General features: G+C 42.6%; 18 protein-coding genes, 4 pseudogenes and 1 CRISPR repeat array. Of the genes and pseudogenes, 6 read left to right on the top strand and 16 right to left on the bottom strand.

The window, feature by feature from the left end:
• Positions 1 to 145 precede the first annotated feature (145 nt).
• Positions 146 to 524: direct repeats of the CRISPR family, unit length 35 nt; unit sequence GTCGCGATGGCACTAGCCGCTTAGGCTGTTGAGAC.
• 196 nt (positions 525 to 720) lie between these two features.
• Complete coding sequence (locus ACWYU8_RS10875; RefSeq protein ID WP_457519591.1) at positions 721 to 1,869, top strand: Card1-like endonuclease domain-containing protein; 1,149 nt, start codon at positions 721 to 723, stop codon at positions 1,867 to 1,869.
• Positions 1,870 to 1,915: 46 nt separating this feature from the next.
• On the opposite strand, the gene ACWYU8_RS10870 is transcribed toward ACWYU8_RS10875, so the two are convergent.
• The 5 genes from ACWYU8_RS10870 to ACWYU8_RS10850 form a co-directional block, all read right to left on the bottom strand.
• The gene (locus tag ACWYU8_RS10870) at positions 1,916 to 4,639 is read right to left on the bottom strand and encodes a hypothetical protein (RefSeq protein WP_457519590.1); all 2,724 of its coding nucleotides are present in this window, start codon (positions 4,637 to 4,639) and stop codon (positions 1,916 to 1,918) included.
• A gap of 285 nt (positions 4,640 to 4,924) precedes the next feature.
• On the bottom strand, positions 4,925 to 5,686 hold the full coding sequence (locus ACWYU8_RS10865; protein WP_457519589.1) for a DUF3307 domain-containing protein: 762 nt from the start codon (positions 5,684 to 5,686) through the stop codon (positions 4,925 to 4,927).
• Positions 5,679 to 6,329 carry a hypothetical protein gene (locus ACWYU8_RS10860; protein ID WP_457519588.1) on the bottom strand — a complete coding sequence of 217 codons (651 nt, stop codon included), beginning with the start codon at positions 6,327 to 6,329 and terminating at the stop codon, positions 5,679 to 5,681. Before ACWYU8_RS10860 ends, ACWYU8_RS10865 begins: the two co-directional genes overlap by 8 nt.
• 177 nt (positions 6,330 to 6,506) lie before the next feature.
• The gene (locus ACWYU8_RS10855) at positions 6,507 to 6,701 is read right to left on the bottom strand and encodes a DUF6538 domain-containing protein (RefSeq protein ID WP_457519587.1); all 195 of its coding nucleotides are present in this window, start codon (positions 6,699 to 6,701) and stop codon (positions 6,507 to 6,509) included.
• 303 nt (positions 6,702 to 7,004) lie between these two features.
• Positions 7,005 to 7,181 carry a hypothetical protein gene (locus tag ACWYU8_RS10850; RefSeq protein WP_457519586.1) on the bottom strand — a complete coding sequence of 59 codons (177 nt, stop codon included), beginning with the start codon at positions 7,179 to 7,181 and terminating at the stop codon, positions 7,005 to 7,007.
• A 401-nt stretch (positions 7,182 to 7,582) separates the two neighbouring features.
• On the opposite strand from ACWYU8_RS10850, the gene ACWYU8_RS10845 reads away from it, so the two are divergent.
• The 3 genes from ACWYU8_RS10845 (at position 7,583) to ACWYU8_RS10835 (ending at position 10,155) form a co-directional block, all read left to right on the top strand.
• Positions 7,583 to 8,335: a hypothetical protein gene (locus ACWYU8_RS10845; protein ID WP_457519585.1), complete on the top strand. Its 753-nt coding sequence runs from the start codon at positions 7,583 to 7,585 to the stop codon at positions 8,333 to 8,335.
• Between the two features lie 118 nt (positions 8,336 to 8,453).
• Positions 8,454 to 8,807, top strand: a complete 354-nt coding sequence (locus ACWYU8_RS10840; protein ID WP_457519584.1) for a hypothetical protein — start codon at positions 8,454 to 8,456, stop codon at positions 8,805 to 8,807.
• A gap of 10 nt (positions 8,808 to 8,817) precedes the next feature.
• The gene (locus tag ACWYU8_RS10835; protein ID WP_457519583.1) at positions 8,818 to 10,155 is read left to right on the top strand and encodes a uracil-DNA glycosylase family protein; all 1,338 of its coding nucleotides are present in this window, start codon (positions 8,818 to 8,820) and stop codon (positions 10,153 to 10,155) included.
• A 106-nt stretch (positions 10,156 to 10,261) separates the two neighbouring features.
• Here the strand turns inward: ACWYU8_RS10835 and ACWYU8_RS10830 are convergent, their stop codons facing one another.
• From ACWYU8_RS10830 to ACWYU8_RS10815, 4 genes and pseudogenes are all read right to left on the bottom strand, one after another.
• A complete protein-coding gene (locus ACWYU8_RS10830) occupies positions 10,262 to 10,936 on the bottom strand; it encodes a hypothetical protein (protein ID WP_457519582.1) in 675 nt (224 codons plus the stop codon).
• Between the two features lie 342 nt (positions 10,937 to 11,278).
• Positions 11,279 to 11,466 (bottom strand): annotated as a pseudogene (locus ACWYU8_RS10825) (type I restriction enzyme subunit R domain-containing protein); the annotation flags it as partial.
• Positions 11,467 to 11,843: 377 nt separating this feature from the next.
• On the bottom strand, positions 11,844 to 12,185 hold the full coding sequence (locus ACWYU8_RS10820) for a DUF1353 domain-containing protein (RefSeq protein WP_457519581.1): 342 nt from the start codon (positions 12,183 to 12,185) through the stop codon (positions 11,844 to 11,846).
• Positions 12,186 to 12,486: 301 nt separating this feature from the next.
• Positions 12,487 to 13,322: pseudogene (locus ACWYU8_RS10815) on the bottom strand (ISNCY family transposase); the annotation flags it as partial.
• 506 nt (positions 13,323 to 13,828) lie between these two features.
• Between ACWYU8_RS10815 and ACWYU8_RS10810 the strand changes: the two are divergent.
• A complete protein-coding gene (locus ACWYU8_RS10810) occupies positions 13,829 to 14,881 on the top strand; it encodes an alpha/beta hydrolase (protein WP_457519580.1) in 1,053 nt (350 codons plus the stop codon).
• On the top strand, positions 14,878 to 15,972 hold the full coding sequence (locus tag ACWYU8_RS10805) for a hypothetical protein (RefSeq protein ID WP_457519579.1): 1,095 nt from the start codon (positions 14,878 to 14,880) through the stop codon (positions 15,970 to 15,972). Before ACWYU8_RS10810 ends, ACWYU8_RS10805 begins: the two co-directional genes overlap by 4 nt.
• A 259-nt stretch (positions 15,973 to 16,231) precedes the next feature.
• Here ACWYU8_RS10805 and ACWYU8_RS10800 read toward each other — a convergent pair.
• The 7 genes and pseudogenes from ACWYU8_RS10800 to ACWYU8_RS10770 all read right to left on the bottom strand — a co-directional run.
• A pseudogene (locus tag ACWYU8_RS10800) lies at positions 16,232 to 16,546 on the bottom strand (NYN domain-containing protein); the annotation flags it as partial.
• A gap of 194 nt (positions 16,547 to 16,740) precedes the next feature.
• Positions 16,741 to 17,754 carry a phage integrase SAM-like domain-containing protein gene (locus ACWYU8_RS10795; RefSeq protein WP_457519578.1) on the bottom strand — a complete coding sequence of 338 codons (1,014 nt, stop codon included), beginning with the start codon at positions 17,752 to 17,754 and terminating at the stop codon, positions 16,741 to 16,743.
• A 132-nt stretch (positions 17,755 to 17,886) separates the two neighbouring features.
• Positions 17,887 to 18,651 (bottom strand): hypothetical protein, encoded by a 765-nt coding sequence (locus ACWYU8_RS10790; RefSeq protein WP_457519577.1) that lies wholly within the window; start codon positions 18,649 to 18,651, stop codon positions 17,887 to 17,889.
• A gap of 102 nt (positions 18,652 to 18,753) precedes the next feature.
• Positions 18,754 to 18,981, bottom strand: a complete 228-nt coding sequence (locus tag ACWYU8_RS10785) for a hypothetical protein (RefSeq protein WP_457519576.1) — start codon at positions 18,979 to 18,981, stop codon at positions 18,754 to 18,756.
• 55 nt (positions 18,982 to 19,036) lie between these two features.
• Complete coding sequence (locus ACWYU8_RS10780; RefSeq protein WP_457519575.1) at positions 19,037 to 19,294, bottom strand: hypothetical protein; 258 nt, start codon at positions 19,292 to 19,294, stop codon at positions 19,037 to 19,039.
• Positions 19,295 to 19,325: 31 nt separating this feature from the next.
• Positions 19,326 to 19,931 (bottom strand): hypothetical protein, encoded by a 606-nt coding sequence (locus ACWYU8_RS10775; protein ID WP_457519574.1) that lies wholly within the window; start codon positions 19,929 to 19,931, stop codon positions 19,326 to 19,328.
• Positions 19,932 to 20,013: 82 nt separating this feature from the next.
• Positions 20,014 to 20,378 (bottom strand): annotated as a pseudogene (locus tag ACWYU8_RS10770) (hypothetical protein); the annotation flags it as partial.

The raw sequence follows: 20,378 nt of genomic DNA, 5'->3' as shown, positions 1-20,378 counted from the left end.
CCGCTATAGAACATCGCCTTATATCGCGACACCACACCAGATTTAAGGCGGATGTAAGATTTTTACTAGTGAAATATTCTGAAATTCACTAAACGGCGAAAACAGGGGTTACATACCTTGCTATTCATGGCATTGTGGAGGGGCTGTCGCGATGGCACTAGCCGCTTAGGCTGTTGAGACTCATAACATTTCTCCGAAATGGTGAAAGAAGTGAGTCGCGATGGCACTAGCCGCTTAGGCTGTTGAGACGTTTTCTGATAGAGTTTGTACAGTTAGCATAGTGGTCGCGATGGCACTAGCCGCTTAGGCTGTTGAGACGCATTGCCCCTTGGTTGGTGAGGTTTCAGGTTTGTCGCGATGGCACTAGCCGCTTAGGCTGTTGAGACATGTATAGAAAGAGCTCGCATACTTTTAGTTTCGTCGCGATGGCACTAGCCGCTTAGGCTGTTGAGACAAATAATTAAAAGATACGGTGAAAATTTTTAGTAAGTCGCGATGGCACTAGCCGCTTAGGCTGTTGAGACCCTCGTGGGATAAGAAAAGGTATGGAATAATTTTGTCGCGATGGCACTAGCCGCTGGTTTGGAGCTGTCCAAATACCTTCAATTGACGTAATCTCACAATCTTGCATTCTGTATTTGAGAGCCAATACCTGTTTGTCGATACCCGATTCCCCCTATTCCGCGCATACTTTAATAAACGGAATACGGAGCAGTTATAGTGCATTTATTAGCCGAGCCTCATATCCAAATCGCAGTACTAACAGAAAACTCAGTGCCGATTGTTACGCCACTACTTGACGAGCAAATTAAGTGTGTTCAGCTTGTTTTGTTGGCCCCGCTTAATACTCAAAAGCAGTTGCCATCTATTGAGCGCTTTCTATCCGGCAAAGGCATTGCGGTTAGCATCATACATCTTGAATCTGATCTAAACTGTATAGAAGAACACCTCGCCCATTACTCTTCTCCCGATACCTCGGTGGCAATTAACCTTACTGAAGGTAGAAAAGGTCTATGCTGCCAGCTGCTACTTTGGGCTCAGCGACATGGTAAACCGACATTTTGGCTCAACACTCACACTGACAGATTACGGTTTGTTCTACCTGTCGATCACCCGCCACTTGAAATTGAAGACCAACTTAACATTCCAGATTTTCTCGCGCTCAAAGGAATGCAGGTCTCTCAAGCAAGGCGCAGTCTACCTGGCCCGCCGTGCCTAAGCGAATTAGCACTGTATTGGGCGCAGCAGAACGACCGACGTTTATTGGCTTTCAGAGCCCTAAACCGTTTAGCTTCTCACGCGTGTTCATCACAAATAACCCCCCAGATTACCAGCCGCGAAGCCAACACACCTTGGTTTCAAGAAACCATTAATGATGTATTGAAAAGAGGGCTAGCACAGAAACAACCAGATGGTAGGATCAAGTTTGTCGACCATGATGTTAGGTCTTTCTGCCAAGGCATTTGGTTGGAGTACGCTTGTTTTGAGTACATGATGCAATTAAAAGAAAACCGAACCGATGTTCAAGATGTCGCTCATAGCGTTATCATCTCGCGCGTTCAGCGAGGACAACATATCAAAAATGAGTTCGATGTCATGGCAATCATTAACAACCGTCTATTTGTTATTGAGTGTAAAACTGGCTCAAATATGTCGACGGATGCTCGTCAGTTGGCGTTATACCGATTAGACTCAATATCGGGCATGCTCGGGAACAACTGTCATGGCTTTTTGGTATCGTTAAGGAACCTTGGCAGCACCATAAACGGAAGAGCTGCAGAGGTTGGACTTCGTATGGTGCATTCTAAAAAAATTCCTTCTCTTGCACAGAGTGTGAGCCGCATTGCGAATGGAAAGGTTACGGGGTAATGAGCGCCATCCCCCCGACTTGTCTGTTGTACCACTTGATAAGTATCTACCGACTTTTTCTTAAGAAAAAAGCGATGAATAGATCGTATTTGCGTATTTTCCCCCTCACCTCTGTGACCCACACCTCCATGAACCTAATACCTTCACAGGCGAGTGTAGGCAGAAATAAGTACACTAAAATTAGGATGATAGATAAGACTATGGAAACAAATCCAAGAAGAGTTGATATTGAAAACGCCCCAGAAATCAATGATAGCAAAGCCAAAACAGCAGCAACGACCGTTATTCGCTCCATGGTTTGTTCCTGAAAGTGTTTATAAGCAACATCAATCTCGTTCGCTATAAATTCAAACTCCTTTTCGACATCAAGACCTTGGAGTTGTTTGCTAAAGATTTCTTTACCCTGAATTTGTGCCGACACTTCTTGGAACCAAGAGACATTGGTGAATTTGATAATGTCTTGTCTAACACTCTTAAAATCACTGGCCGATTTCGTTTCAATTTCTTTTGATAAATCGCTAACGCGCTGACTAAAATCGTGCAACGATTCACGATAAAACAGCGCGATAAGCAGCATATTCTGATAGTTATATGCAACGTGACAAGGTGCGATATTTTCGTTAAAAGTGCGCCCCCACCCTAAATAAACATTCGAATAGTTGGTAAACGCATATTGGTTTCCCAACGCTCGCCAGCGTGTATATGATTGCTCTTCAAGAAGACAGGTGACAAAATCAGGGTCGTAGGCGTACCCCCCCAAGCTATCAAAACCTTTACTGTCAACGTAGGCGGCAAGGGAGAACAACGCATCGTAATGAGCTCGCGCCGTTTCATTCACGTCTGGGTTGCCCGCAAAACCATAAGTCGCACTTACAAACATACGATTATCGACAAAAGGCTTAAACTCTACGTTCTCTACATCGGCAATCTCACTCAGTATCTGTTTTACATCATGGGGTAATAGGTATTTGTTGTCGGCAAGCTGTCCAAAATCAAGTTGTCTCCGATCTCTTTCAAGTGCTTTTTCATCTGCTCCAATAGATGAGTACCGCCCTGCTGTATCTACTTTGTCCCGTTTCCCAAAGGTAAAAACAAACGATTTGTCATACTCTCTTTCCGCGAAAGAAGGAAACAGTTCCCTAACTTTGTTGGTATAATCCAACCACGTCCAGAAGTAAGACGATTCGATTCTTTCTTTGTAGTCAGAGTTAAATAAATCGTGCCACCAGCTATCTGAAGAGCGCGTAAGTGTGCAGCCAGTACTATTGTCTTCATTATATTGTTTGAAAAATCGGTTAAAGACCTGAACGGCAAGGATATGCACGCCGTTGTAAAACCTAAGAAGTCTGATGGAACGAACATGGCCATGAAACCACAGTTCTTGGCCACTGTTATCGAGCTGTGCGAATGACCAGTAGTAGTTGTCTACCTCATTATCCAACTCATCTCCAACGCGAATTTTTGCTCGCCATTCGTAGATGGGTTGTGTTTTTCCGTCGTTATTTGATTCAAAGAAACGCTCTCGGATAACAGGGTCGAAATAAAGAAAGCTGTCTCGTTCGTTGGCAATAACATTAAAAATTTCACCTTTCTCTTCCCCTATTTTTTTGCTTTCTTCGACTTTGTCGTCTTCAGAGGTTATGGTTTGCTCATACTTTGCGAGTTCCCCGCTGGTGATTTTAAGCTCATCGCTATTCTTTAATCTAAATGGCAAGTAAAAAGTACTGCTGAAATGACACAGAGGACGGTTGCCCTTCAGTGCCACGCCGAGTAATTGATTGACGATAAAATCAATGATGGCTCGCGTATCATTTGCCTCATGTGACAGTATTTCTGCTCTAAGATAGTGGCTATATTTCCCTGAAAAGACATTAAGCTTTGCCAGCCCATGCGTCTGCTGTTTTGTGGCAATTTGCGTTAACCCTGTACCTACTTTTTGCGATGAAACAAACTCTATTAGCTCGATGCGGCTGAGTTTCTCCATTAGAGGTTCGCCTTCCAATGCTCTATCTGCAGCCTTGCAAAATAATACTAGGGACGTAGGTATCTGTACGGGTGCGTGCTGATGGGCGGCGGATACATAGGCGAATACATCATTGTCGGATTGGATTTTCGATTGGCAGTGTTGGAGGTTGATCTCATCAAGCAATGTCTTTTTGTGCCATTCATATTCCGTTTCTGACATCGATGTACTATCAACAAGATAAAGTGAGATTTCATCCCCTAAGTCGATGCAGTGAAAATCGATTGGCGATTTGGTTATTTGCTGCCCATCCACTGACATCAGAGAGTTATTTCTATTAACGAGTTTCTGCACTTTTTCGAAAGATAGCCCTTCGACGGACAGCCCAGCAATATAATCGCGTTCAAAAATTGCTGCGGCTTTTTCCTCGGCAGTTAAGGGCTCCGCAAGCCAATCGGATACAGCCTGTGAAATAGCCCCGTCGTTGGCAAGCTGAACAACTTCTCTGCCTTGTGCCAGCCATATTTTCGGGACAAGAGTGCCATTAAGAACACCATTCAATATGATATGACTAGTAATATCTTCTAGCTCGACAGATTCAAGACGCATTTTGGCATTATTCGATGCTTCTTCCTGGCGAGAGAGTATTGAGTTTGGATCAACGCGATAGATGGTGCTGTTATCTAAGGATGCGTCCCATTGTTCATCTATGGCATAGAGTTGTACATTCCATCGGCTCCTCTCTGCAATATGAAGTGCGTCAATACCAGTAAGAGTCTTAAGAGGCACTATCAGCGCAACATCCATGTTGTTTATCATTATCGTCCCCACCTAGATTATCTGTTATCCACTCATCCCTAATTATATGCAACTTAACGCTTCTATTTGACGTCTAAACTCTCTGTTCAATTTACACCGCATGAGTGGCTTTTATAAGACTTTGCTTTTTATAAATAAATTGGAAATAACAACTGTTAACTTTTTAGTCATAGGGAGAAGGAGGAACTGTATGCATTAACTTATGTTTGGCACGTTCCGCTGGCAAGCATCATTTGCTCCCCAAAAGAACAAACAACTATATACCTTTTGGGCTCACTTAATTTTTACATCTAAACCAAGAGATATTAAGGTTCCTACCAGTGTCGTTATTACTACCGATACCAACGAACCAATCAACACATACTCAGTCATACTTCGGTCATCTGATTTATTCAGTTCACCAAATCTAAATATTGACTTAGCTGCCAATACAAACCCCACCGCTGCATAGCTTCCTACAAGCGTAAAGGTCAGTATTAACACTCGCTCTAAGTAACCGATTAACTCGCCACCAGCGACAAGCCCACAAACATTAGTGTCATCATCCATGGTGCTTGATATTGGATATTTTCTTAAGATGCTTCCAATCATAACCGAAGTCGGCTTGAGAATGAGTAAATAAGCAAAAACCACCATAACACTATCCGAGAACTTCTCATGCTGTAACAATTCAACAATCGTTACGCGATCTGTCATATGAAAAGCTATGGTCGCGAGTACCGATATATGTAATGCTTGGTCAATCACAAAATAGGTAAACTTATCACCGCTAGGTGTGGTTGCCTTCCACAGATCAATAGCAAAATGACTGACCGATACGATGCTTACTAAGCAAATTGTTGACTGCCAATCAATCCCCAACGCTAGAGCAGGAACGATGAGTGCGACACCGTGCAATAGTGAGTGAAAGTACAGTTCAGGAGAGCGATAAGTATTCTCTTTCTTTGCTTCTACCCATCGATTTGGTTGGAGGTAAAAGTCACAAATGATGTGTATCAGTAAGAACGGTATCAGAGCACCAAAAAAATCAAACATGTTTTAGTCCCGTTACCTGGTTGATAAAGTAACAATTTAGCTCACTGATCAGCGGCCAACCTGAAGCTTTGAGTGACTTACTGACAGTGGCGTCAGCAACATCAAGATTTTCTGCTAACTCTGTAATCGACAAACCTTCGTTGGTTCGGAGCATTGGAAGCATTACTTCACATTGGCGTGAGGTTAAGTCAGTTAGCTGTCTATCGAGGTACTTAAAGAGCAAATCAAAGCGCTCATTGAGTTCAATACGGTCCGAGGTAAAAAGCAACCTACTACTTTTCATAGCTTTTAGGCCACGGCCAGAAAGGACAAATGCTTCCCCCATAGATTCAGAGACCGATTCACGTAGATCGGCATTAGACGCTATCGCAAAGCTAATGCGACTATCAAACTCTTTGCCAAGTGCTTTGATGCCAACCCGATAAACAATGGTGTATCTCAGCGCACATTCAATATCATGTATCACGGTCTGAAACTCATCTCCACGCTCAATACTGTGCGCATTTGATGAGTGTCCTTCAGTGATCCATTTTTGAATATCTTTAATCCTTTTAAGTAGTTGTTCAAACTGTTCAGAGGTTAACTTGGTTGAGTTAACAATATCTCCACTGATCACGGCGATAGGTTTATATGTAGTCTCCACATTGGAACTCCTTTCTATACGTAGATGCAAATTTAGCCATTTTTGGCTAACAATGCAAATTTAGCCATTTTCGGCTAATAATAGAAATTTAGCCAATTTTGGCTAATGGGTAGGGATTAATCATTTAGGCAGAAGACGTTTATGGATCTTGTCAGGACCCCAACTTGGCTGTCACCACTAATACAATACTGTGGTGCTGGCAGTGGATTTACCAAAAAGGAGTTTTGCTTCACGGAGGTTTTTAGTTCTTAAGGAGGTCTTGAAGACGGTCTTCCCAATTAAGGGGACTAAGGCTTTTAGAACAGCAATACGGAAGTAATAGACTCCCGTTTGAGAGTGTTTGTATGGAGACGTCAGAATGCTCAATTGCACCTACCCTTTGTACCAGTAGGTTGCTACGCCAGAAACAACTAAGCCCCTGTAGCATAAGGTTTCCTTACACTACAAGGGCTTACGGAATGTGGCGATGATAACGTCAAACGACCAAATAAGATTTTGAATTTAAAGGAAAATGTGGCGATTTTTAAATTATTTTCTACGCCATTTTATACAATTTCATTTCTGTTATTACGTTCACATTTATCCCTAAATAACCTATCCAGGCTACCATCTCCCCTGCCTTTACGTTCGACTTATCGCTGAACTTGTAGGACAGTTTGCAAGTGCTAATTGTAACTATAAGATATTTGTTCCGTAGAATTCTTTATCCCTTGGTTTTACCTTTTGAGGCTCAGGTTCTTGCGATTCCGCCAGCGTTTTCAAACGACCAACTTCCTCATTAATACTCTGAGTAAACGCGTCGAGCTTGATGCTGATTTTTAGCAATTCAATGTAAATCTTTTTGTTGTTCATATTAGATCCCTTTATGGTTTGTTATCAAATATCTCCCTCCCAGTGAAGGTGACAACTGTATTAGGACCAAACCACTGAACAAGCAAACGTGTAACGCTTTATTTTCGCTTTGACATGGTTTTGGGTCGAGCTAGTTGGTGTCATTAGCAAAACCTACGCTGACTCACCAGTGCCCCACGGCAATCATTTTCTATCAAAAGTAAACTGTCAAATAGGTTGTGTCACGGTCTTTAACCCAAATGCATTCACCAACCTTCGCATTTTATTTTAATAATTTATCTATACAAAACACATATTTACTATGAAGTTACATTTTTAATGTAATTTAAATTTGCATTATATTAAAAATGTAACCTATCATAAGATTACATTCTTAATGTAACCATTTGTTAGAGGTTAGCATGGCTTTCAAAATACACGTTAATGAAATCACCGAAAATCCAGCATTTAATGAAAATGACATAGCTGAAATGGCGTTTTACGTCAGACAAACACTGCATCGCTATCTTGAAGTGGTCAATAGTGGCTACCTGCATGCAGAGTCTTTATTCAAAGACCCAGAAAGCGGCTCAGATATGGATGTGGCACCATTTCAGCCTGAAAATACCAAACACATTCAATATGCTGACTGCTCACTCCATTCAAGACTTCTACAAATGTATGAATTCTGTTTTATTGCAGAGGACAAAAAGAGCTACTTGGAGAAGTCAACCATTCCGCAAGGAGTACTTGGCGGACTAAATGACTTTATTGCAGACACAATACCAGCATGCCTGTGCTATCAATCCCTTCTCCAAAACGGGATCATGGAAGATTACTATGATGACAATAAAATCCACCGCCTGCTGATCGCGTTCTTTGCGAACTTAAAGCTTATCTATGGCTCAATAGATTACGGCATAAATGGTCATTTTCCTGAAACGTTTTTTCATTGTGAACACGTAGAAAGCTTAGGGCTCGATACTGAATTATTTAGCTTTCGTGAACTAACGCTATTGAGCGGCTACCAGACCGAGCGTGCAGTCAGAAACCTCGCCTCGCCTTCAACCCCAGAGCATCGAAAACTTGCCGTCGTAAAGAAAGAAAAAGGCCGGTCAACGTTCGTAACGCGTGAAGAAACAATTCGTTGGCTAAACAGCTTAAACCGCAAGTAATCCTGATTATGACAGGAACGACTTATGGCTAATTCAAAACAACAAACGTCAAGCAAGCAAGTCTCAAAAGACGCCGCACTTATCTTAAGAGCCCTAGGACTAAAATAGGAGAACCAAGATGCGTACAACTAAGCACGGAAGCATTAGAGCCAACCAGCGCGGTTTTAGTGAAGATGAACTTAATGTTTTGTCTTCCATAGGCCAGGATTTCTATCAAAAAGGAGGTACAGCTCTTTGCACCATCTCCCAGAAAGAAAAAAGCCGGTGGTTGAACGCACTCAAGGAAGCTCTTAACTACCTGCGGAGTTCAAACGAAATCCCATCAAGAGTTAAAAAACGCAAACAGAAAGCAATTAGACACCTAATCGATAAGCTCAGCGCAAAGCATCCTCCTTATCTAATCATCTGCGAAGAAGGTAATTCAATGATTACATGCGGCTATTACTTTAGCGGCAAAATTAAACGAAACTAAGTAGGACATTATGAAAAATCAATTTGAAGCATACAAACCGTACTTATTGAATTACAGCAAAAATTACCCCTTCGCTCCTGAATTAAAAATGATGAGTGACGGACCGATCGAGGTTTACTACTCTCCCTTTGATGCGGTAAACCCAAGAGCCAAGATATGCATCGTTGGGATATCGCCTGGGAAAACGCAAGCTGATAATGCGAATGCGTGCGCGTGCGAGTGGCTAAATCGTGGAGCGTCAACCTCAACGATCCTAGAGAATGCCAAAAATACCGCTAGCTTTTCAGGTACGCTTCGTAACAACCTGGTTGCGCTTTTAGACTACATTGGACTGAGCAAACATTGGGGCTTAACATCCGCAAGCCAGTTATTTACAACAGACCAACATCTACTGCATAGCACTTCCGTTTTTCGCTACCCAGTATTGGTTAATGGTGAGCCTATCAGCTCCGCGCAGCAAGGGCTTAAACACCCTATCTTAAAATCAATGGTCGATACCTATCTGGCGAGTGAGTGCCAGACCTTATCCTCCGATGTCTTGTATATTCCGCTTGGCAAAGGAACGGCAGAGATCCTTAGTTATCTAGCTGAACAGGGCTACATTGGACACAAGCAGATCTTAACTGGAATTCCGCACCCATCAGGTGCCAACGCTGAAAGGATAGCCTACTACATGGGCAGAAAAGACAAACAAAACCTGTCGAGCCAAACCAATAGTAATACATTGGATGAGATGAAAGCGGCGTTATTCCAGCAACTAACAGATCTTGGAGTTAAAGTACCTCGCGCTGAATATACAGGTAACTTGACGACCAGACCTAGCCAAGTAGATCCGAGCAAACAAATTAACTTAATTCCCACAGAAGGTATAAAGACCATGAACACTTCAACCTGCGCTAAACAAATGAGCGATCTACGTTCTCCAAATGATAGATTTATGAGAGACGATGTAGAAAAGCAATTGAGGGCGTTATTGTCTGAACTAGGTCTAACCACTAACCCTATCAAGTCACGGCAGTCGAAAGAACTTGCCGTAACGTCGGGTGGCACTGTTGTGGCATACATTAGTAGGTTGACCGGACTCAAAGACGCCAAACTAACCATCTGTCTACATCCAAAATATAAAAACCAGATGGATAGCCGAGTACAACAATTAGAAAATGTGACCATTAAGGTTGGTAGAGATTCTCGTTATATATCAAGCTCAAACTATCGAGACTTTAAGAGCAAAGGGTTCTCTACTGAGATTAAAACTAATGAGCATATTGCCATCGCTTATATTATTGACGTGTCAGCTGGTTACCATCCGTTAGCTTCATTTTTTAGACAGTACCTTGAAGTTAAATAAACCTGATGATTAACTGAAAGTCCTAAGCAGACAACTAACAACTAGACAACTAGACAACTAGACAACAGCAATCTAATGTAGGGAAATGCACAAACTACTGTCATAACTACCCTATTTTTTCACTAACTATGCTAATAATGATCATAATAAAATACAATATCGCAACATTCCCAAAAAACAGTGAAAGAAATAGGCGTTCACTATCTATAATCCCAATGGAAATATAAATCAAACCAAAGTATACAAATAATTTAATATACCATGGAGTGCTTTCTAAGAACTCTTGAATACTAGGTATATACTCTTGATAAAAAAATTGCGCTAAACAAAGCCAAAATATATAACCAAAAACTATCCCAAATAGAATATTTACTTTTTTATTATCTCTAGAAAAAATAGATTCTGTATTTCTTTTTTCTCTACTCAATGTGCTTTTAATGGCATTGAAGGTCAATACCTGAGTAGATAAGTACAAACAAATTAATTTTACATTCATAATAACAAAAGGAGTAGGCTCCACCCCTAACGCTAAGATCATGGTAATTTGATAGTCATGATAGAGCTCAACAGCTTGTTTTAAATAACCTTTAACTTTGACGAATTTATCCCAAAGATCAGCTATACCTAGTACACCTATTGTTCCAGATGAAATCCAAATAAGCTTTTCAAGTAAGCTATAACTTGTCCATTGGTTTTCTAATCTCCGCAATAGATTTTTAAATACCTGCCACAAACTAAGTGGTTGTTCTGATTTATCAATATTATCCTTTTTCTTTACCATAGTGCTATTCCAAAAATTACATTGATAAAAGTATGGTTAAGAAAAATATTCTTTCAAATTTGAATATGAGAACTGAACCATACGGTTCTAAAAATAATAGCCGAAAATTATAATATTATAATTTTTAGTAAAAAGGGCCAGCAAGCTTGCTACCCGATAGTGGCCTAACCGCTTTAAAGCCTTTAAACGGTAAACGTATTAAAGTCACACTTAAGACGGACAACAGGTTTGGAGATCTCCGTGGCTTTGTTGCTTAATTCAGAGAGAAGGCATGCCCTCCCCATCATGCTTAATTCTTAAACGATTTTGCTAGTGTTCGCTCTCAAGTTGAATTCCGCAACAAAGCCCTTTGGCAATACCAATATAGTCAACAACCAAACCTCCGGGCTTATCCTTAAACACACGATTTACACGAGCTATCGCTTGCATAAGATTATGACCTTTCATTGGCTTGTCGATATACATGGTAGGCAGCAAGGTGCATCAAAACCTGTTAACCACATATCGCGCACAATAACCAATTGCAATTCCGTTTTTCGGTATCCGCATAATAAAACATGACTATACCTATTATCACTAACCAGACGTCAAACCGTTCTGCTTGTTGAATTACAGATTTTGACCAGTTATAGCGTGAACATATCCACGCTTAAATCAGCATAAACAATGTAACAATAAGAAATATTGTCAAAATCGACGCCTCGCTGTCTTATGAAGTTAGATCATTTAGCTTAGGTAATCGGGTTACAACGCTCAAATAAATAAAAATGGGTGTGGCGTCACTAACTCGCTTTTGTCCCCAAACTAGGCGTCGTGAGATGTCTCTGGACAGAAAGGCGTTGGCGTCATCAATGCATAAGAGTTGTTTCGGATTAGACATACTTGTATAAAAATCGAATTATTGCGGTTACTGAGGGGATATATCATCACTATTCTTGGCACGATTTTGCCGCCATGCACGCCCACCTCCAACTTTTAGCGCCAGTAACGCCAACCCGCTGATTATTGACATTCCATTGACGTCAATACTTACACTATGAAAAAGTGCATCCCACTCTAAACGATCCCTACTCTGATTAGCTCTCTTAAATCCTGTAGGAGACGAACTATCTACCTCCCAAAGATACATATATCTATAACCAAAGTCATGAAGTAATCCCGGTACTAAAAGCAGACCTGTTGGTGACAAAAGAAACCACAGTGGCTTTGGGATAGAAGCACCGTCGAACTCAAAACCTTTGGGAATCACATATCGATGCCCTTAGTATTCATAATACCAATTCTCTGCTAGCCTCCAGCGGCGTACAAATGATATCCATCGCCACAATTGAATATGCGTTAAGTGTCCTTTCGTTTTGATAGGTACGGGAACCATCACTGGCATATCAAATTGCTTAACCATTGGGAAGTCTCCTTAAAACGAACGACTACATGAGTTCTGTCTAAAACTCACTTACCAATTTTTGGATCGCTATATTTACTTATATACTTATTTACCAGTATTCATAAAGTTTTCTAGTACAAATGTAGCAGCATTGTAAAAGTTTTACCCAGTAGTTTGGAATGAACTCTTCTTGTAAATACCGATTCGCATTTTCCGTATCCGCGATCTTATGCAATCGAAGCTCTGGCACTAGCCTACCTTGGAAGGTATCGAAAGAACGCTCTATACGCCCATTACATTGAGGCGAATGTGAGAACATAATTTCGAGACCGAGCTCTTCACAAGCTCGCTGCATCTGCGAGAGGTTAATGCGTTTAAATCCACCAAAGATCCCTGCTCCGTCTACGTAAAGGATTTTGAAGATGCCTTGTTTTCGATATTAGCTCGCATTACTTTAATACAGCCTTCCGTGGTCTCTGATGGGAAGAACTGAGCATAAATATCACTCGTGGCATCACAATGATAGCTATCAAACATGAGCGCTCATCACCGAACCAGCGATGAGGACTGCCATCCATTTGCAGCATAAGCCCAGGCGACGACATACGCTCTAGATACTTTCTTATTCGAGTTCTACGGCGTTTAGAACGCTTCACATGGGGAATATCATGAGCTCAAGAGCGTAACGTTTCACGCTTTATAGACAGCCCTTCATTTTCGCTCAGGAACTCTGGGAGGTGCTGAAGATTAAAGTCGTAGTACTTGTTCTGAACCTCTTTCTTGAGTGACTCAGGGGTTTTATTGATGGGGGCACGGCCGGTGTTACCGTGAAAGATAAACCGAATACCTTCCTTGCGATAGCGACTTAAGTAACGCTCAACGGTTCTTCGAGATTTTTGAAGCAATTGAGTTACACTATTTATAGTTTATAGTGATTTTGGCATCAAAGACTTTGCTAATGATATCGACGGTAAACTGTGATTTTGAATCCATGTAGAACATCCTTAGCACCCTCTAAAGCTGATTTAATTACTTTAAAAGGTACGCTAAAGAGTTCCGTCAATTTCCTTCGGTAATTATTGCAATGACAAAGTCGCTTGGTAATTAAGGGACGACAGAATCGCTTGGTGATCACACTACCCACTCACCCGACTCAACTCACCTCTGGACATTTTTGCGTTACAAAGAGAAGCACCAACTGTGAAAGTTATGGACGAATTCTTTTCATCGTTGAAACAGTATTTATAGTAATCGCAAGCAGATTACGTATTGGCTTATTTGAAATAGCATTGGAGCTGTATTAATTAACCCTTACCCTACGTTTACAGTATGGATAACATACTTAGAGGACCAAAAAGCACCTATATTACAAAATATAGTCTAGTATAGACTTAATTATGTGAATCAATTTTCAATGCAAATGGTGGATAAGATTTAATTGCAAATTAACAGGCAAAGTCTTTTCCATTATTAGGGGATTGCTTAAATATAATATAGCGAGGTCTTTTGTGGCTGAAGGAAAACACACCATCCTCCTTGTGCATGGCATGGGGACACATAAAAAAGAAGAGATGAAGAAGAATTTCATTAGCTGTTTTAATGAAACGGTTCCTCTTTTTGGTATCGAAAAGTTAAAAAACTTCGATATATCTAAGCAAAGTGGTTTTGTAATTGAGGAGTTTAATTACAGTGACGACTTTGATGAACACAGGGAAAAACTCTCTGAAGCACAGGATAAAGATCAAATTGCAGAATTGCTGGTAAAAGGCCCCAAATGGGCAAATATCATGGCAAATATCATTCATGAAGCCACAGATCTAAACAAAGACGGCTTTTTCTATACTCATTGGCTGGATGTCATCATCTACTGTTTAACACCAAAAGGTGTGGAAACCTCTGAGAAGTTGGCTTGCGTTCTCGAAAGGTTAAACAGAAAGTCGAATCGAGTTACCATCATTGCACACTCTCTTGGGGCGGCTGTTGCTCATGATGCGCTGGACAAAATGTATGGGCAATTTGGCCATAAAGGACTCGAAGCAGTCGATAATTTTATTACGTTTGCCAATGTTGGGCGGTTAACGTCGCTGTTGAGTGGACGGGTGAGTCCAGTGAAAAGCCATGTACATAATCAGTCGAATGGTGCCATTGGTTCAACACACCTTAATATTTATAACGAACTGGATCCGTTCACGCTTCCATTCCCATTCCGTTCGCACCAAAAAGGGGATGTGTATAACCAACGGCAGGGAATACAAAAAAGCACCAATCCTCATGACTTCTGCCAATATGTTGCTCACCCCAAATTTGTTCGCTGGTTTATGACAAACCTGTTTACTTCGCTTCCCCTCATCTATGACCGTCAATATGAAGATGCGAAGGACAAGTACCGTGTAGGCTCTATCAACGACAAGTTTGATAACGTGCGCCAGATGGTCGAAGAGTTGGAGATCGATGATCAAACACCGGAAAAAGTGGAAGAGATCATTAAATCCATCGAAGAGATATATCGTTTGATCGAAGAGACAGTGAAAGCGTTGAAAGAGGCGGGAGAGGCATCATGAAAAAACGACTCATGCAATCGTCCCTGATTCTGATGTTCCTTGCTGCCAATATGGTAAATGCGGCAGACCTAAGCTGCCACCCTTCAGAGGAAAATACGTTTCCCGATTTTAACAATGAGTTGACCCTTCAGGCTGACTTGAAGTCGATAGCTATTCTTGCCAATGAAGCTGAGCAGGCAATATGTACAAGTCAGTATCTCTCAACAGGGCAAAATAAAGGTTCTTATGAAGATAGCGTGAGGGACTTTGCGAGCGCTTTACCGGGGAAAGTCTCTGCATTGCTGGCACAACAAGAGGCAATCATTGGGGAAAATGCCTCTAACGCGGTTCCAATCAGTGACTATGTCTCAGTGTTTAATTCATGGTCTGCCTCTCTTTCTGACTTTCCCGAGGGACGTCTTGAAGAGTTTCACTCTACCGCAAATGATGGTGTGCTGACCTTGACGATGGGGGATGCTTCTGGAGAAGTAGACTTCTTTGCATGTTCAGAGCAAATGGGAATGAACTGCAAAAGACTGTTTGATGCAATTGGTGAGGCAATCAACGGCTATGCCAACACTCAGAAAGTTCTAGCAAGTGCAAAACTTAATGCTCGGGTGGAAGGTACGATGGCCCGTTGGGAGCGTTACTACGAAAAGGGGCGCGCACAAACCATTCTTGATGAGTTTGTATCGTACCAGTTCAATAAGTCACACTACACCCAGTCTGCGATATCGGGGCCTGCCAAAGTTCAGTACTTCTTTTTGCACCCATCACTATTAGTCGAAAATGTGCCAGATGCGGTTAAAGGGCACCGCACGGAATTCAGTCTGGGTGTGGAAGTGATTGGCTTTAATATGTGGGACTGGAAGGTACCGTTTGGTATGTCAGCAACGGTGGTGTATACAGACAGAGTTGGTGTGAGTGATTTTGGTTATGGTCCTACTCTGCACTTTTACAATGCGTTTAGCGTTGGTTATAACTTTCGAGGACACGGAGATGGTTTCTATTTTGATGTGAACCTGACGGAATGGCTGACCAACAAAGCGGGAAAGTACCGAGAGACGGAAGCGAAGATCAGGGCTTTGAGAGACAAACTGCCTCAGTCCTGACGCCTGTTGGCATAAACAAACGGCCTGAAATATCAGGCTGCTTACAAAGTCCTAGCCATTTGGCTAGGACCTTGAGGTAAGGTGCCTTGGAGTGACAGGCACTGTCTGAAAAAGTCCAATTTCTCAGTTTCATCCCTGCGTACATTCCGCCTCAGAACTGTTCATTCATCCAGCAAGGATAGCCTGGCCAAGTTAGGGTAAGTGAGTTCAATAAAAGACTGAATTAAAAGAAGTTAACAACACTTAAGAGGAACATAGCCTTATAATTTTGCCAAGCTTGATGCATTAATCGACATAATTCACGTTCTGCGTCGTGTCTAGAGCTTGATTGTGCCTCTCCAATATCAGCATCAGCATTTAAGTTCTCGATAGCTACAAAGTCATCACAAGCGTTTTTAAATGAAGTCGGTGTCATCGCTTTTCCAACACCGATGACGTGTACCTCCGACTCTCTCAATCTCGTAGTAAGACTTGTAAAGTCACTATCACTGGAGATCAAAGCAAAAGCATCAAACCTTTGACTATACAAGAGGTCCAATGCGTCTATTATCTTCAATGAGTCTGTCCAGTTTTTTCAAGAATAGGCGAAATTTGTCTAGGAAATCGGTGGCGGTCCACTTTTACTAACCGGCCATAAATGATTTAGTGGGATTAAACTAAATCATTTATGGCCGATAGTTTGTTAAATACCAAAGAAAAATAAATATAATCACCACTGACATAGATTATAAGTCTTTTGTATATCTCGAACTTACTACAGCAACTCCCCTATCCCAAGTAAGCATTGGTGATGCTCACTCGATGGTGGCCAAGTAGCTTGGAGATCTTTAGACGAACATCATAATCACGTTGTTTCGCTTCTGCTTCGCTGATGTTAAGTGTACTCGCAATGTACTGATGATGCCTTTTTCCATGCGCCACATTGGCCTTAACCGGACAACAGACGCCCATAAGCTGATAGTACGCCTCACAAGCAAAGTGTTTGCGTTCGCCGTGGCTCAGATAAGAGGTATCTGCTTGCTTGGTTTGTCGCCACGCATCGCTCTGAAAAGATTTAAAGGACAAGTGGGAAGGGATAAGTGAATCCTGCCCAAGTGACTGCTGAAATGCCGCAACTCTCACCAGCAACCGGTACTTTTCTTCCGAGTCCACAGGTAACGGCCTCGGCTGACCACCTTTCGTGCCACATAGCAACATCGGTGTCCGTCCTCTGTATAGCTCTTCTAAAACCCTCGACGCATCTAAAAGCGCACCTTCCCTGAACCTGACACCAAAAGTACGCTGCAATTGCATCACAAAGCCGACTTCAGGGGTGACCTGTGGTAGCACTTTTTCATGAAGTCCCTCTTTGACTGAGCTATCTAAGGTGGCAATGCCAGATTTTGGAGTAAAACCCAAATCCCGTGTCGCATTCACTACACACGCTTCATCCCCTCTCGCTTGTGCCAGCGCTCGATTGACATGAGAAAGATAATCGCGGGCGGTTGCTGGAGATAACAATTCTTCGTCGGCGTTGTTTTTCAGGAACTCGCCAAAGCTAACCACGTGCTGCTTTTCTATCTCGTTTAACCGTTTGACAGGCTTATGGGTTTTGATGAAAGAGATAAAGTGCTTCAGAGCGGGCAACCTGGCTCTGTGTGTGTTGGTGACCATGCCGCCCTGATTCTCAAAACTGGCATTAATCAGCGCTTTAACCATGTCTCTCGACCCCAGATTAAAATTCGGCTTATTAAAGTCTCTTGGGGCCTTCGCCAGATGACCAACGTAATTTCTTTTTCTCATGACTTACTCCTGTTTCGGGAAGGAAGTAAGGCAAAGAACACAACGAACAATTGTGTTCAGTGACTATTTGGGAGCAACATGAGCGCATGCTTCATCGAACAGATTGAGGATATCGTCTAAGATGAATTTTGATTAATAACGGTCGATATGACGTTGGATTTCAGCCTCCTCCGTTTCATACAGAAATGGTTCGGCCAGTGACTGAAAATAATCCTCAAGCGGCGTTCTTAAACCAAGAAATTTATGGTCTAAACTCGCTTCATTTTGACACCCAATATCAAATGCCGTATCAGTGTGCGACGTATACAGACAATCAAATTGGTCGGTATTATCGTTCCATCGATAGACTTTTGACGCTGAACCAATTGAAGCTGAGACTTGTCGAATTGATCCCTGGTCATAGTGGTCACGAACATCGATTTCTGAATACGGAAATTCGCCATAAAACACCGTCCGCGTACGCTGTGGTCGACTGTTATAATCAAAGCTTCGCTCCGAGTACTCTTCGGTTGGTATCCCTGGTCTGATGTTTCTGCGTGCGTGGAGGTTGATGCGCTGATTCGCGGTAAAAAAGCGCAGGGATTGAATACTGTCGTACTCAACTTCACGGCCATATTCAAACCAGGCATAAGTGGTTGAACCATCATCCCTGATGGTCAGGGCGGCGGCACATTCACTGTGCAGAACCAGTCCCCCGTTTGCACTGTAGCCTATCTGGGTGCCTTGCCCGCTGTCGACCCGGAATACCGCCGACGTTCCGGTACTGCCATCAATGTAGTGGTTATCCGCATTGAAGCATACATAATCGCTATTTATGTGCTCAACTTTACAACCCAACAGTATCAGCACTATCAGGCACAGATAGACGCTGCGATTTAAAGTTATACCTTGTCCCATTTGCTATCCTTATCGACACGTTGGTCGCTTTCATCGTTTACCGAATAGCCTCTTTTCCAGGCAGAAAACACGAGGCTTCTCTTATCGCCCACGCCTTTAACCTTAAATAATTGGGTTGATCAGCAGGTAGAACACCAGTATTCCCAAAATGATGCCTTTGCAGAGCGTGGCCAAAATTACATCAAGCGTCTCGTTAAAAAAGCAGTGCCACCATGGTGCCCGGTTAAGCAGCGCATCGAGTTCTCTTTCCTGTGATTCAATACGTTGGTCTATAGCCTTGTTTTGCTCATTGATGAGTTTCTTCACTTCCGCTTTCTCTTCTTCTGTCATGTAAACTCCCCTTCTGTCGTGTTTAACCTTCGTTCATGTCCGCCCGAACACCCTGTTAATGCGCACTGCAATCTTTTTTGTATTGCTGGAAATTGGTTTGAATTAAATGACGTTCATCCTCACCGGCCATCGTTTGTTTCAGTGACTTTTCAATCCGCTCTTCATGACCCCGGCAGCGAGCCTGAAAGGTTGATTCAGATATGTGGTTCGCTAACAGGAAAATAACCGTCAGTATCGTGAGTATCGTAATCGCCATTATTTCGATGCCTGGTTTGATTGGTTGCACTTCTGTCTCTTTTCTGTCCGTAGTCATATTCTGTCTCTCTTGTTAAAAACCGAACGGCTTAAACCAGCCAGCGTGTGTTTCGTTTCAGTTGCTTGTGCTCAAACCTAAAACCGCCAATATGAAATAAAACAATGACGACATAAGAGACGACCGCACTCAACCAGGCTTGTGTGGCTAACCCGAGGTATTCTCCGCACGCCACAACGGCAAACGCCAACGTTACCGACACACCCTGTAAGTAGTACCAGTTAAACGTTGGCGGGCGGGAAAACAGTACCAGCCACTCTTCCAGCAAAATTGTTAAGACCAGGAACAATCCAACCCAAACGAAAAAGGTATCGTAGGCCCGGGCTGCGGCCCAATAATCCGGAAAGTCTGGACGATGAAGCCCCTTTAGCAGAGGTTGGTTGAGTTCGACTAAGAGCGTCAGTTGCCCATAAAAAAACGTTGCGATGACAAATGCACTGATGCCAGTCAGCACAAGGCGACTGCAAGCCAGTTGCCGGAGGGTTCGCCAAAATGACAGCTTAAAACTGGGCACAATGATGAAAAGCGAAATCAGCACCGTCAGCACGCCACTGAGTGAGATGGCCAACCATTCAGACACGCTGCCCACGGTGAGAAAACAATAGAGAGTCAACCCTATACGGAGTACCAAAAGCATGATGCCCTCCTGTTTTTTTAAAACGCTAACTAGTGCGAGGGAGAACGGCCCACGCACTCGAATTCAGAAACTATTCAGGCGTTCATGCCTGTGGGGCTGCAGGGTCTTTAAGGTGAAAATGAGGGCCACCCTTTGTACGGTTTCGATAGACGTACGCAATGTCTAAAGCTGCGGTAATTTCTGGCAGGAAGAAAAGCAGGTAGTTAGCCCCTTCTGGCGCATTCGAAGTACTAAAAGCAGTCAGTGAGTAACACATCATCACTAACATCATGATACTCACCGGCAGCGGCGGTATCGCCAACGAGGAATACGTGTCTTTATTGTGTTCGTCAAAGACTTCACCGATAGCGTTTGTCCTGCCCATTCCAAGACAACGGAACAGTGTTATCGCTCTTAACGGCATATAGACACCCGTCAGCAAAATCACAGCACCGACTGTGATCAGTA

The sequence above is a fragment of the Vibrio limimangrovi genome (genome assembly GCF_054064025.1).
The sequence above is the reverse complement of the archived record's forward strand: the minus strand, read 5'-3'. Positions and strand labels throughout refer to the sequence as shown.